At 55.8% G+C, this 13,199-nt stretch carries 10 protein-coding genes; 3 read left to right on the top strand and 7 right to left on the bottom strand.

Annotated elements, in window-relative coordinates; all coding sequences use genetic code 11:
* Nucleotides 1-11: 11 nt before the first annotated feature.
* Entirely contained in the window at nt 12-533 is a 522-nt protein-coding gene (gene yceD, locus M8013_RS20350) for a 23S rRNA accumulation protein YceD (protein ID WP_271269583.1), read from the bottom strand.
* A gap of 141 nt (nt 534-674) precedes the next feature.
* Between yceD and M8013_RS20345 the strand changes: the two genes are divergently transcribed.
* Nucleotides 675-1,259, top strand: coding sequence for a Maf family protein (locus M8013_RS20345; RefSeq protein ID WP_271269582.1), 585 nt, complete (start codon nt 675-677; stop codon nt 1,257-1,259).
* Nucleotides 1,260-1,330: 71 nt separating this feature from the next.
* Here M8013_RS20345 and rluC read toward each other — a convergent pair whose 3' ends face one another.
* On the bottom strand, nt 1,331-2,281 hold the full coding sequence (rluC, locus tag M8013_RS20340; RefSeq protein ID WP_271269581.1) for a 23S rRNA pseudouridine(955/2504/2580) synthase RluC: 951 nt from the start codon (nt 2,279-2,281) through the stop codon (nt 1,331-1,333).
* Between the two features lie 570 nt (nt 2,282-2,851).
* On the opposite strand from rluC, the gene rne reads away from it, so the two are divergent.
* A complete protein-coding gene (gene rne / locus M8013_RS20335) occupies nt 2,852-6,073 on the top strand; it encodes a ribonuclease E (protein WP_271269580.1) in 3,222 nt (1,073 codons plus the stop codon).
* A gap of 40 nt (nt 6,074-6,113) precedes the next feature.
* Here the strand turns inward: rne and M8013_RS20330 are convergent, their stop codons facing one another.
* Nucleotides 6,114-7,052: a LysR family transcriptional regulator gene (locus M8013_RS20330; protein ID WP_271269579.1), complete on the bottom strand. Its 939-nt coding sequence runs from the start codon at nt 7,050-7,052 to the stop codon at nt 6,114-6,116.
* Nucleotides 7,053-7,161: 109 nt separating this feature from the next.
* Between M8013_RS20330 and M8013_RS20325 the strand changes: the two genes are divergently transcribed.
* The gene (locus M8013_RS20325) at nt 7,162-8,373 is read left to right on the top strand and encodes an MFS transporter (RefSeq protein ID WP_271269578.1); all 1,212 of its coding nucleotides are present in this window, start codon (nt 7,162-7,164) and stop codon (nt 8,371-8,373) included.
* An 81-nt stretch (nt 8,374-8,454) separates the two neighbouring features.
* Here the strand turns inward: M8013_RS20325 and flgL are convergent, their stop codons facing one another.
* The 4 genes from flgL to M8013_RS20305 all read right to left on the bottom strand — a co-directional run bounded on the left by flgL (nt 8,455) and on the right by M8013_RS20305 (nt 13,195).
* Nucleotides 8,455-9,408: a flagellar hook-associated protein FlgL gene (flgL, locus tag M8013_RS20320; protein ID WP_271269577.1), complete on the bottom strand. Its 954-nt coding sequence runs from the start codon at nt 9,406-9,408 to the stop codon at nt 8,455-8,457.
* 14 nt (nt 9,409-9,422) lie between these two features.
* Nucleotides 9,423-11,069, bottom strand: a complete 1,647-nt coding sequence (gene flgK, locus M8013_RS20315; protein WP_271269576.1) for a flagellar hook-associated protein FlgK — start codon at nt 11,067-11,069, stop codon at nt 9,423-9,425.
* 75 nt (nt 11,070-11,144) lie between these two features.
* Nucleotides 11,145-12,098: a flagellar assembly peptidoglycan hydrolase FlgJ gene (gene flgJ / locus M8013_RS20310; protein ID WP_271269575.1), complete on the bottom strand. Its 954-nt coding sequence runs from the start codon at nt 12,096-12,098 to the stop codon at nt 11,145-11,147.
* Nucleotides 12,098-13,195, bottom strand: a complete 1,098-nt coding sequence (locus tag M8013_RS20305) for a flagellar basal body P-ring protein FlgI (RefSeq protein ID WP_271269574.1) — start codon at nt 13,193-13,195, stop codon at nt 12,098-12,100. The genes flgJ and M8013_RS20305 overlap by 1 nt, the downstream gene beginning before the upstream one ends.
* Nucleotides 13,196-13,199 lie beyond the last annotated feature (4 nt).

Below are 13,199 nucleotides of genomic sequence, written 5' to 3'. Positions count from 1 at the left end.
TTACTCCTTAATTACTTACGCTTTAAACTGGCTAATACGGCAAATGGGTTTGGTTTTTGCACTTCAACAGGCAATTCCCCAAAGACCATGTCCGCCTCGGACACTTCACAGTGTTCAGAATCATGCACCGGAACCACCGGCAAAGTGAGGATGACTTCATCTTCAACTAATGCCTGCAGATCGATTTCACCGAATTCGTTAACCTCAATCGGCTCATACGCTTCCGGCAGTGCTTCAGCCTGCTCGACGGAACGAACAGGACTAAAACAATATGTTGTGTGAACATGAAGTGGGAACGATTTCCCGCAACGCTGACACTCGAGCGTTACCGATACCTTTGCATCACCGGTTAAAACGGCAAGGCGCTGGTTATCGATAGCGAACGAAATGGAGCATTCCACATCACTGTCCACACTGACTACGGATTCGGCGATACGCTCAACCTGATCGCGGGTATAGATACCGTGGTAATCAAGGCGTTTTTGAGCCGTACGAACCGGATCAAGAGTCAGGGGTAATTTTACCTTTTGCATAGGGCGCGCATATTAACTTTGTAACGTCATAGAGTCAAAGAAAAAGGCAACCTCGGGCTGCCTTTCGCCAATTATTCGCACACATTGCGGCACGTAGTTTAAAATGGCTGGCATCGATACGCTATATCTGGTGAAAAAAATATGCCAAATCTTCTTCTTGCCTCCACATCACCCTACCGCCGTGTGCTGCTGGAAAAACTCGGACTGCCGTTTGAATGTGCCGCGCCGAACGTCGATGAAAGCCCACGTCCCGGTGAATCGCCGCGCCATCTGGTGGTCCGTCTGGCCCAGGAAAAAGCGCAGAGCCTCGCTGGGCGCTATCCTGACCATCTGATTATAGGTTCCGATCAGGTTTGCGTCCTGGACGGCGAGATTACCGGCAAACCGCATACCGAAGAGAATGCCCGCCAGCAGTTGCTGAAGGCGCGTGGCAGTATTGTGACCTTCTACACTGGCCTGGCCCTGTATATCGCATCTACCGGCCATTTACAGACCGAATGCGAACCTTTTGATGTTCACTTCCGCCATCTCAGCGAGCAAGAGATTGAAGATTACGTGCGAAAAGAGCGTCCATTAAACTGTGCAGGCAGCTTTAAGAGTGAAGGATTGGGGATTGCATTATTCGACAAACTGGACGGGCGGGATCCTAATGCACTGGTCGGATTGCCGTTAATTGCGCTGTGCCAGATGCTGCGCCGCGAGCACATGAATCCGTTAATGGCCTAACGCTCGGCGGCGCTACGCTTGCAAGGGTCTACGAGGAAATGTAGGCCTGGTAAGCGCAGCGCCACCCGGCATTAATTTCCGCGCAGAACTTTAAGACAACGCTTCAGTTGCTCATCCAGCGGTGCTTCAACACGCATCACTTCGCCCGTCCCCGGATGGGTGAACTTCAACGCAGCGGCATGCAGGAACAGTCGTGACAAACCTGTGCCTGCCAGTTGTTTATCGAATTCACGGTCGCCGTAGCGGTCGTCGAAGGCAATTGGATGGCCTGCATGTTGGGTATGAACGCGGATCTGGTGAGTACGTCCGGTCACCGGACTGCAGCGTACCAGAGTCGCAAATTCATAACGCTCTTCAACTTTGAAGCGCGTTTCAGACGGTTTGCCTTCCTGATTGACGCGAACGATGCGCTCACCACTTTGCAAAATATTCTTCAGCAGCGGCGCCTGCACCACTTTGACATGGGATTGCCACTGCCCGCGCACCAGCGCCAGATAGTCTTTCTGCATCCCTTTTTCACGCAGCTGCTCATGGAGCGAACGCAGGGCTGAACGTTTCTTGGCAACCAACAATATGCCGGAAGTATCGCGATCAAGACGATGAACCAGCTCAAGGAAACGTGCCTCAGGGCGCAGGGCGCGCAGACCTTCGATCACGCCGAAGCTCAATCCGCTACCGCCATGAACTGCAGTGCCTGACGGTTTGTTCAGCACCAGAATATGATCGTCTTCATATAAAATCACATTCGCCAGGGCCGCCACTTTATTGAGATGCGGCGATACCGCCTCTTCTTCACGTTCAGCGACGCGAACGGGCGGGATGCGAATTTCATCTCCCGCTTCAAGTTTGTATTCAGGTTTAATGCGCTTCTTATTGACCCGCACTTCGCCCTTACGCAAGATGCGATAAATCATACTCTTTGGCACGCCTTTCAGTTGGGTGCGCAAAAAGTTGTCGATTCGTTGCCCCGCTTCATCTTCGGTAATGGCAACCATTTTTACGGTTGGAGTCTCTGTTTTCATGGTGGGCGATTCTAATTATCGCCAGCCATTAGCGCCACTCATTTTTCTATGCTTATATTTACTTCTACCCGGTAACGGTTTATCGCACGCAATCGATTTGATGGTTATTAAACCAATCACCTCAATGAAGTGAAGAAACTGTGAGTAACCGGGTGATAATTGGTAAAAGTCATCTTGCTATAACCCGGTTAGCAATGGAATAATGATTCAGTTTTCCGCGTTAAATCCGGGTTTTGTCAGGATAAGGCGGAATGACCAATTTTGTCTGACCGATCATCCACGCAGCAATGGCGTAAGACGTATTGATCTTTCAGACAGTTAGCGGGCTGCGGGTTGCAGTACTTACCGGTAAATGGAATCTTCTCTGGAGAGTTTTACCCAGGCTGTTCCCCTGATAATTGCGCTGTATTTCCGTATGAAATACAGGCAACCGACACTTTGCGCCTCTTAAGCGTACGACAACCGTGAGGTTGGCGACGTCAATAGACACGAGGCCATCGGTTCATACCCCGGAAAGCGTCACCTTGCCCGCAGCTTAGTCGTCAATGTAAGAATAATGAGTAAGTTACGATGAAAAGAATGTTAATCAACGCAACTCAGCAAGAAGAGTTGCGTGTCGCCCTTGTGGATGGGCAGCGTCTGTACGATCTGGATATCGAAAGTCCTGGACACGAACAGAAAAAAGCGAACATTTACAAAGGTAAAATCACCCGCATTGAACCAAGCCTTGAGGCCGCATTCGTTGATTACGGTGCTGAGCGTCATGGTTTCCTCCCACTGAAAGAGATCGCTCGCGAGTATTTCCCTTCCAACTATAACGCCCATGGCCGGCCGAACATCAAAGATGTTCTGCGTGAAGGTCAGGAAGTTATTGTGCAGATCGATAAAGAAGAGCGCGGCAACAAAGGCGCTGCACTCACAACCTTTATCAGTCTGGCCGGCAGCTATCTGGTCCTGATGCCTAACAACCCGCGTGCGGGTGGTATCTCCCGCCGTATCGAAGGCGATGACCGTACCGAGTTGAAAGAAGCGCTGGGCAGTCTTGAACTACCCGAAGGCATGGGCCTGATTGTCCGTACCGCAGGCGTTGGCAAATCTGCCGAGGCGCTGCAGTGGGATCTGGGCTTCCGTATGAAGCACTGGGAAGCCATTCAGAAAGCGGCAGAAAGCCGCCCTGCTCCGTTCCTGATCCACCAGGAAAGTAACGTTATTGTGCGTGCTTTCCGTGACTACCTTCGTCAGGACATCGGCGAAATCCTGATTGATAACCCGAAAGTGCTTGAGCTGGCTCGCCAGCACATCGCGGCGCTGGGTCGTCCTGATTTCACCAGCAAAATCAAACTGTACACCGGTGAAATCCCGCTGTTCAGCCACTACCAGATCGAGTCGCAAATCGAATCCGCTTTCCAGCGCGAAGTCCGTTTGCCGTCCGGTGGTTCGATTGTTATTGACAGTACCGAAGCGCTGACCGCCATCGATATTAACTCCGCGCGTGCAACCCGCGGCGGCGATATCGAAGAAACGGCGTTCAACACCAACCTTGAAGCAGCAGACGAGATTGCTCGCCAGCTGCGTCTGCGTGACCTGGGCGGCCTGATCGTTATCGACTTCATCGATATGACGCCAGTGCGCCACCAGCGCGCGGTAGAAAACCGTCTGCGTGAAGCCGTTCGTCAAGACCGTGCGCGTATCCAGATCAGCCATATCTCCCGATTTGGCCTGCTGGAGATGTCCCGTCAGCGTCTGAGCCCGTCACTGGGTGAATCCAGCCACCACGTCTGCCCGCGCTGTAGCGGCACCGGTACCGTGCGTGACAACGAGTCGCTGGCACTCTCTATTCTGCGTCTGATTGAAGAAGAAGCGCTGAAAGAGAACACCAAAGAAGTTCACGCCATTGTGCCTGTGCCGGTCGCTTCCTACCTGCTGAACGAAAAACGTGCAGCGGTGAGCGCAATCGAAACCCGCCTGGGTGGCGTACGTTGCGTGATCGTTCCTAACGACCAGATGCAAACGCCACATTATTCCGTGCTGCGCGTGCGCAAAGGCGAAGAGACATCCACTCTGAGCTACATGCTGCCAAAGCTGCATGAAGAAGAAATGGCACTGCCATCCGAGGAAGAGTACAACGAGCGCAAACTGCCTGAGCAACCTGCGCTGGCCGCTTTTGTGATGCCAGAGGCGCCTCCAGCCCCTGCCCAGGAAAGCGTTGAGACTCAACCTGTGGTACAGAAACCGGCTGCAGAATCCCGCACCGCGTCTGCTGAACCGGGCCTGCTGAGCCGTTTCTTTGGTGCGCTGAAGAAAATGTTTGCCGGTGAAGAGCCACAAGCTGCCCCTGTCACTGAGCCTGTAGAGCAAAAAGAAGTCAAGCCAGAGCGCTCACAGGATCGTCGTAAGCGTCAGAACAACCGCCGTGACCGCAATGAGCGCCGCGATGGCCGTTCCGATAATAACGAAGGCCGTGAGAACCGCGAAAGCCGTGAAGGTCGCGACAATCGTGATAATCGTGACAACCGTGATAACCGTGACAATCGTGAGAGCCGCGAAGGTCGTGAAAGCCGTGAAGGTCGTGATGATAACCGCCGCAATCGCCGCGAAAAACCACAGCAGAACGTGGAAGAGCGCGAAGTTCGCCAGCCGGTAGGTGACGAGGCTGAAAAATCCAGACAGCGTGATGAGCAGCAACCGCGCCGCGAGCGCAACCGTCGTCGCAGTGATGACAAACGCCAGGCACAGCCAGAAACGAAAGAGCTGAGTCGAGAAGAGCAGCCAGTGCAGGATGCCGAGCAGGAAGAAAACGTTCAGGTTATGCCGCGCCGTAAACCGCGCCAGCTTAGCCAGAAAGTACGTTTCCAGTCTCAGGCAGAAGAGATGGCTGTTGAAGCCGTTGCACCACACGCTGAGCCTGCGCAGAGCACTGAACTCGCTAAAATTGACCTGCCTGCAGTAATCGAAAGTGCGCCAGAGCAGGAAGATAACGCTGAAAATCGCGATAACACCGGTATGCCGCGTCGTTCACGTCGTTCTCCGCGTCACCTGCGCGTCAGCGGTCAGCGTCGTCGTCGTTATCGTGACGAGCGTTACCCGCTCCAGTCTCCAATGCCGCTGGCGATTGCCTGTGCATCACCAGAAATGGCATCAGGTAAAGCCTGGATCCGCTACCCGGTTGCCCGTCCTCAGGAACAGCAGTTCGACGGGCAGAACATCGCGCCAGAAACGGTTACTCCTGTGATGCCGGTCGCCGATGCGGTCGTTACTGAAGCAGCTGCCGTCTCCATCCCGGAGCCGCAGGTCGCCGCTGTTGAGACCGCGCATCCTGAAGTGATTGCTGCTCCTGTTACCGCCCAGCCGCAGATCATCGCTGCTGAAGATGTGGTGGTTGCTGAGCAGGTCGTGGAAGAAGTCCAGCCTGTCGAACCGGTTGAGGTTGCTGAAGTTGCTGTCGAACCACAGCAGGACATCGCGGATGTAGCCGTTGAAACTGACGTTCAGCCGGAAATCGCTGTTGCCGTTGCACCGACACCTGTCGCTGAAGTGAAACCTGAAGTTGCTGAAGTGAAAGCAGCGGAAGTGGACGTTAAGCCTGCACCCGCCGCTCAGGTGAATGCAGAGGGTCATTTTGCTACTGCACCAATGACCCGTGCGCCGGCACCGGACTATGTTCCTGACGCACCACGTCAGAGCGACTGGGTACGCCCAGCCTTCGATTTTGAAGGTAAAGGTTCTGCTGGCGGCCACAGTGCTTCGCACCAGGCCACTGCGCCTGCAACGCGTCCACAGTCTGCTGAGTAAGCCTCCAGCACGTTAAAAGCCGACCTCCGGGTCGGCTTTTTTATTTCTGTTGTTCTGGCCTGCGCATCCCGGCAATTTCCGGCATGACGTCACGCATCATCTCCAGAAATCGGCGTAATCGCGCCGGGTAATACCGCGACCACGGATAGACCAGATGAACGGGTAACGCGGCAGGTTGCCAGTCAGGCAGCAGATGCACCAGCCTGCCCTCGCGGATATCCTCTTCAACCGTCCAGCTTGATATCACCGCCACGCCCAGCCCGGTCAGAGCACTTTTGCGCGCCACGTACAGGCTATCGGTGCTCAGCCTCGGGGCTATAGCGATGCGCTGCGGAGGTAACGTCACGTCGTTAAACAGCTCAATATGCTCGCGGTAAAAGGTATTCAGCGCCACCCACGGCAGCGCCGAGAGATCTTCCGCGTGATGGACCGGGGCATGGCGGGCAAGCAATTCAGGCGAGGCGACAATGCAACGCGGCACTTCAGCCAGCAGCACCGACACCGTCGCCGGGTCAATCTCCGTTCCCACGCGGATGGCGCAATCGATATTGTCACTGAGAAAATCAGCCGAGCGGTCGTTCAGCATCCACTCAACGTTGAGTCTGGGGTAGCGCAGCAGAAACCGGGTTAACGGCTCCAGCAGTTGCTCCTGACCAAAGGCATGCGGCGCACGAACCCGCAGCACGCCGACAGGTTCATCTTCCGCATGCCCCACGTCATCTTCCAGTGCCAGCCAACTATCAATCACGCGTCGGGCATGTTGATAGCAGCGCTCACCGTCGTCCGTTAACTTCATGGCGTGGGTCGTGCGCAGGATCAAGCGAACCCCTAGCAGCGTTTCCAGCGACTGTAATCGACGACTTATCGTCGCCTGGGTGGTACTCATCTGCACGGCAGCGGCGGAGAGCGACCCGGCCTCAACGATACGCACAAAGGTACGCATCAGCTCAACTCTGTCTATACGGTCAGTGCGCTTCATTTTCAATTCACTTATACGTTACACGTATAAGTGTTTTAACACTGCGCCTGCTACCACCGCAAGCCGGGCTGCGAAAGAATAGCGCCACACCCGAAATAAGGAACCGACTATGAACACTCACACCACAACCCAGGCCGTCAGTCGTTGGATCATTTTTATCCTCGCCATTGGCGCAGGATTTAGCGTCGCCGCCATTTACTATGCCCAGCCGCTGCTGCCACTGATGGGCAACGACCTGCATCTCAGCATCGAGGGCATGGGAATGGTGCCGACTCTTACCCAGGCAGGCTATGCGCTGGGGATCCTGTTTCTGCTCCCGCTGGGCGACCGCCACGATCGTCGGACACTGATCGTACTGAAAAGTGTCGCGCTGGCGCTGTTGCTGCTGGCCTGTAGTCTGACCGTTCAGATCCACTCCCTGCTGCTGGTTAGCCTGCTGATTGGGATGGCCGCCACCATGGCCCAGGATATCGTTCCCGCCACCGCCATTCTTGCGCCTGAGGGTAAACAGGGGAAAACGGTCGGCACGGTGATGACCGGCCTGTTACTGGGGATCCTGCTCTCCCGGACGGTGAGCGGCGTGGTGGGTGAAACTTTCGGCTGGCGCGTGATGTACCAGCTGGCGGCAGGCAGTATTGCCTTTATCGCCGCCGTGATGTGGATTGTGTTACCTCGTTTCACGGTCTCATCGACCCTGAGTTACCCGGCACTGATGCGCTCCATGGCGCACCTGTGGCAACGCTATCCGACATTGCGCCGTGCGGCGCTGGCGCAGGGTTTTCTTTCCATCGCCTTCAGCGCCTTCTGGTCGACGCTGGCGGTGATGCTGATGGAACATTATCAGTTAGGCAGTGCGGTGGCAGGCGGGTACGGTATTGCCGGTGCCGCGGGCGCATTGGCTGCACCGCTGGCAGGCGGACTGGCTGACAAGCTGGGTGCCGGAAAAGTGACTCAACTGGGCGCGGCGCTGGTAACCGTCTCCTTCGCACTGATGTTCCTGCTGCCGCTGCTTGGCCTGCATGGCCAGCTGATCCTGATTGCTGTCGCAGCCGTGGGCTTTGACCTCGGCCTGCAGTCCAGCCTGGTGGCGCATCAGAATCTGGTTTATGGCCTCGAGCCACAGGCACGCGGTCGTCTGAATGCCCTGCTCTTCACCGTCGTATTTATCGGTATGGCATTAGGCTCCGCGCTCGGCAGTCAACTTTACACCCTTGCTGGTTGGCCTGGTGTGGTGGCGCTGGCGACCGTAGCGGCAGGCGTGGCGTTGGCCATCCGCCTGACAGAACATACCGGTGCTACGCGCACAGCGCTGAACTCTTGATAAAAAAAAGCCCAATCCGCGCGAACGGATTGGGCAGAGAGAACATGACCAGTTTCAAGCCCTGTTCTAAAGGTCAAAACATTATCTATTGAGCTGGAACAGGGACATCCCCTGCATATCGCTGAACGCTTTGTAGGATGCCTGGAGCGCGGCTTGCTGCATCGTGTAAGAGGAGATTGCCGCATTCCAGTCCACGTCGATAAGATCACTCATCTGCTGGGTCTGGCTTAAAGAACGGTCTTTCCCCAGTGAATCGAGGCTATCAAGTTCATTAAGCTTGCTACCGATATCAGCAACCACGGTCAGGATATTGTTCTGCGTATTTTTAACACTTACTCCAGCCGCTTTCAGTGCGTCCGCCTGGGTTTGTGCAGCAGTAGCGTCACCGTCAACCGGCAATTTCAACGCAGAGATTACGCTATCAAGCGTTTTGAAAATATTGGTCTCACCATACCCGCCGCCCGGCATTTCATCCGCGTTACTGGTAACACTCTCAAAAACTTGCTTACCGGTATGACTAATCATCATATTTCTGGCGGAATCAACTTGCTGGTAAATAGGATCATTCCCGCCAAGATAGTCTCCAGTCGTGCTATCGAAGGCCGGTGTTTCAGTTTTATATCCAGCAAAAATAAAACGACCGTTACCATCGGTTGAGTTAGCCAGGTTCATCAGCTGGTCGCGAAGACCTTTCAGGTCAGCGGCTAATGACATTCGGTCATCGTCATTAAGCGTGCCATTGCCTGCGTAAATGATTTTTTCCTGTACTGCGGAAATCGACGTCGTCACCTGACTTAACACGCTGTCCTCCAGCGACGCTTTCTGCGTAGCGAAGGAGCGGGCCAGCGTAAACTGGCTGTTCTGCGACTGCGCCTGGGATAACACCACCGCCTGCGAAGCGGCAATCGGGTCATCCGAAGGTCGGTTAACGCGCTGCCCGGTGGACATCTGCTCACCGTAGCCCATCCACTTGCTCTGGGAATCGGTGATCCCGCGCATGTTCTGCTGATACATCATCTGGGTGCTAATACGCATCGTTCACCTCGGCCTTAGCGAATATTAATTAACGCATCGAAGAGCGTGCTGGCGGTTTGCAGTACCTGGGCATTCGCCAGGTAGTACTGCTGGAAGCGCTGCAGGTTGCCATACTCTTCGTCGAGGTTAACCCCGGAAATGGACTGCTGCTGATTGCTCAGCTGCGTCGCCACGTTCGCCTGTGTCGTATTGCTCGTTTTCAAGGTCGCTGTTTTGCTGCCGACGGTACTGACCAGTGAGGCATAGGCATCGTTGAAGGTTTTATTGCCACCCACCACTTTGCTGTTTTGCAGATCCAGCAGCGCCTGTCCGTTGCGGTTATCGCTCTCACCGTCCGCAGGGTCCGACGCAAGGGCCAGCTTCGATTCGTCGCTGATCATCAGGTCCATATTGACGATGGCATTCGCGACCGGCTTGATAATAAAGCTGTCTTTATTACCGGCAGCGCCGGAAACGTTGACCGTCAGGCCGTCGAACGACAAATTGCCGTTGCCGTCATCGGTAGCCGTCACGCTGGTTTTATCGGACAGACGGGTGATCTTCCAGTTACCGCCGTCAAACTCCATCTTGTAATCGGTGGCCTGGACTTTGGTGCTTTCCGCCACGTTGATGGTGGCAGACACAGTGGCCGAACCGCTATTTTTGCTGTTAGCCAGCACCGCTGGCGAACCGATGTCGAATAATTTACCACCGGGATTGCCTTCGGCATCAAAGCCCTTGGCATGCTGGGTGTTCATGGCGTTGGCGAAAGAGAGCGCCAGCTGATTGAGGGTATTGCGCGCGGTATCGAGCTCTTCGGTACGGAAGGTCAACAATCCGCCGAGCGATCCGTTGGTCAGCAGCTTCTCCGGGATCTCCACGCTGCCCGCCGCCACGTCAACAAACGCCACGGTGGTACGGGAAGGATCGGCGCTGGACTTCACGGCCGCCAGCTGACTGGCGGTGCTGCCCTGCACCAGGTTGTAGCCATTGCCAAACGACACGTTATAGGTGCCGCCGTCCTGGACCGAAACTTCAACGCCGATAACCTGGTTCAGTTCGCTCACCAGCTGGTCGCGCTGATCGAGCAGGTTGTTTGGCGATGCCCCTGCCCCTACGCCGGTCAGTTTAGAAATCTGATCGTTGAGGTTCGCAATCTGCTTCGCGTAGTTGTTGATCTGATCCACGCTGGTGCCGATGGCGATGTTGATCTGCTTATCCTGGTCGCGCAGGTACTGGTCGTTGACTTTAAACTGGTTTACCAGGCCATCGGCCTTGCCTAATACCGTCTGACGCGCAGCCGGATCTTCGGCATTGCTGACCAGGGTTTGCAGGCTGGTAAAGAAGCCCTGCATCGTCGTTGACAGGTTGTTGGTGGTGCCGGACAGCACATCGTCAATTTTTGACATCTGCTGATAGCGGGTATTCAGGGCGCTGCTCTGGTTCTGCGCCGTGCGCAGCTGGTTGGTAATGAATGAATCATATTCGCGCTGGACCCCGGAGACATACACGCCGTTGCCAACCCAACCGCCGCCGGTCAGGGTGCTGTTTGAAGCGCTCAGCACCGTCGTCTGGCGGGTATAACCCGTCACGTTATAGCTTGAAATGTTATTACTGGCGGTATTCAGCGCTGCCTGTGCCGCGCTGAGGCCACTCATGGCGCTGTTGATCAAACTGGACATGGGGGTTCCTTTTATTCTTTAGACACGAGTCCTGATGAAGATTATCGGCAGTCTCCACCCGGACTTGAGCACTTTTCAGAACAGATTTTCGAGATCGTTGCTGTAGGCTTTGCTGACTTTCTCGCCCATCGATTTGAGCTGCTGGATCATGCTGGTCAGTTTGCGGGCATACTGCGGGTCGGTGGCGTAGCCAGCGCTCTGCAGCGCCTGTGCGCCTTGCTCTGCGGTGGCGGCCTGGGTCACGGCGGCGTAGCGCGGATTGCGGCTCAACAGGTTGACGTAATCGGAAAGCGCTTCCAGATACGAGCTGTATACGCGGAATGTCGCTTTGACTTTTTTCGCTTCTCCATTTTCAAATTCGGTGGTGGTGATTTCCGTGGTCGGCCCTTTCCAGCTTCCCGACGCCTTCACCCCAAAAATGTTGAAGCTCGGCTCGCCATTCTCACGGCGGATCTGCCGCTGCCCCCAGCCGGATTCCAGCGCCGCCTGGGCGAGGATCAGGTGATGCGGGACGCCGCTCTGTTCACTGGCAAGACGCGCTGGCAGCGAGAGCTGGGCAAGGAAGTCTTTACTGTCACCGGTCAGCGGTTCATCGTTACTTTCGAGTGTTTTCGGCAGCGCCTTGCGCACCATCTGCGTCAGGGCCTGATTTTGATAGCTGGTCACCGTTTCCAGATCGAACTTCATCGGTACCTGCTGAGGCTGCTCTTCCGGCGGCACGCCCTGGGCGGCCGCCATCTGCTTAACAATCACATCGGCGAGCCCTAATCCTTTACCGGAGGTCATCTGCTGCGCAATCTGCTGGTCATACATGCTGGTATACAGTCGCGTCGAGTCGCTGCTGAACATGCCGTCTTTCGGCAGCGCCTCACGCATGCTTTTCAGCATCATCTGCACAAACATGCCCTCTACCTGGCGGGCAACCGGGCGGATATTACCCGCCGGATCTTTGCCTGCTTTGGCTTTCAGGTCGTTGAGCGACTGGGTATCCCAGGCCGCGCTGGTCAGCAGTTTGCTATCGGTCAGCATTAGATGATTTCCACTTTGGCACGCAGACAACCGGCACTCTGCATCGATTGCAGAATGGACATCAGGTCGATTGGCGTCGCACCCAGTGCATTCAGCGCGCGCACGACGTTATTCAGGTTGGCGCTGGAGGTTATGCTCTGCAACGAGCCACCGCTCTGGCGCATATCAATCTGGGTTTGCGGTGTAACCACCGTCTGGCCGCCGCCAAATGGCGTATCCGGCTGGCTGACGTTGGCCGAGCGGTTTACCGTCACCGACAGGTTACCCTGCGCCACAGCGCAGTTATCGAGCGTGACTTCGCGGTTCATCACCACCGATCCGGTGCGCGAGTTGATGATCACTCTGGCGTCCTGCGGGGTGACGTTGACTTCCATATTCTGGATATCCGCCAGCAGACGGACCTGATTGCTGCCGCCGCTGGAGGTGCGGATCTGCACCGTGCGCGCATCCAGTGCGGTTGCGCTACCGAAGCCACGGCTGCGGTTGATGGTGTCGGCAATCTGCTGCGCGAGGGTGAAGTCGTCGTCATTCAGCTGCAGGTTGATGGTGTTCCCGGCACCGAACTGGGTTGGCAGTTCACGTTCGATAATCGCGCCGCCGGTGATGCGCCCGCCGTTAAGCTGGTTAACCTGCACGCTGCTGCCGCCTGCGGATGCACCTGCACCGCCGACCAGAATGTTGCCCTGCGCCAGGGCGTAAACCTGGCTGTCTACCCCTTTCAGCGGGGTCATCAGCAGGGTGCCGCCGCGCAGACTTTTGGCGTTACCCATCGAGGAGACCACCACATCGATGGTCTGTCCCTGACGCGAAAACGCCGGGTACGACGCGGTGACCATCACTGCCGCCACGTTTTTCAGCTGCATGTTGGTGCCAGCCGGCACGGTAATGCCAAGCTGGGAGAGCATGTTGTTCAGGCTCTGGGTAGTGAACGGCGTCTGGGTGGTCTGGTCACCTGTTCCGTCAAGCCCAACGACCAGACCGTAACCGATCAGGGAGTTTTCACGTACGCCCTGCACGCTGGTCAAATCACGGATCCGTTCGGCCTGGGCGAAGGTCGCCACCAGTGCCAGAGTCGCTGCGAAGAGAATTTTAAACATGTGT

It is taken from the genome of Silvania confinis (assembly GCF_025564085.1).
GTDB classification, from domain to species: Bacteria; Pseudomonadota; Gammaproteobacteria; order Enterobacterales; family Enterobacteriaceae; genus Enterobacter; species Enterobacter confinis.
The sequence above is the reverse complement of the archived record's forward strand: the minus strand, read 5'-3'. Positions and strand labels throughout refer to the sequence as shown.

What these genes read in the sequence shown, in the direction of transcription:
- yceD (WP_271269583.1), bottom strand. Translation starts at nt 533, where the DNA reads ATGCAAAAGGTAAAATTACCCCTGACTCTTGATCCGGTTCGTACGGCT.
- M8013_RS20345 (WP_271269582.1), top strand. Translation starts at nt 675, where the DNA reads ATGCCAAATCTTCTTCTTGCCTCCACATCACCCTACCGCCGTGTGCTG.
- rluC (WP_271269581.1), bottom strand. Translation starts at nt 2,281, where the DNA reads ATGAAAACAGAGACTCCAACCGTAAAAATGGTTGCCATTACCGAAGAT.
- rne (WP_271269580.1), top strand. Translation starts at nt 2,852, where the DNA reads ATGAAAAGAATGTTAATCAACGCAACTCAGCAAGAAGAGTTGCGTGTC.
- M8013_RS20330 (WP_271269579.1), bottom strand. Translation starts at nt 7,052, where the DNA reads ATGAAGCGCACTGACCGTATAGACAGAGTTGAGCTGATGCGTACCTTT.
- M8013_RS20325 (WP_271269578.1), top strand. Translation starts at nt 7,162, where the DNA reads ATGAACACTCACACCACAACCCAGGCCGTCAGTCGTTGGATCATTTTT.
- flgL (WP_271269577.1), bottom strand. Translation starts at nt 9,408, where the DNA reads ATGCGTATTAGCACCCAGATGATGTATCAGCAGAACATGCGCGGGATC.
- flgK (WP_271269576.1), bottom strand. Translation starts at nt 11,069, where the DNA reads ATGTCCAGTTTGATCAACAGCGCCATGAGTGGCCTCAGCGCGGCACAG.
- flgJ (WP_271269575.1), bottom strand. Translation starts at nt 12,098, where the DNA reads ATGCTGACCGATAGCAAACTGCTGACCAGCGCGGCCTGGGATACCCAG.
- M8013_RS20305 (WP_271269574.1), bottom strand. Translation starts at nt 13,195, where the DNA reads ATGTTTAAAATTCTCTTCGCAGCGACTCTGGCACTGGTGGCGACCTTC.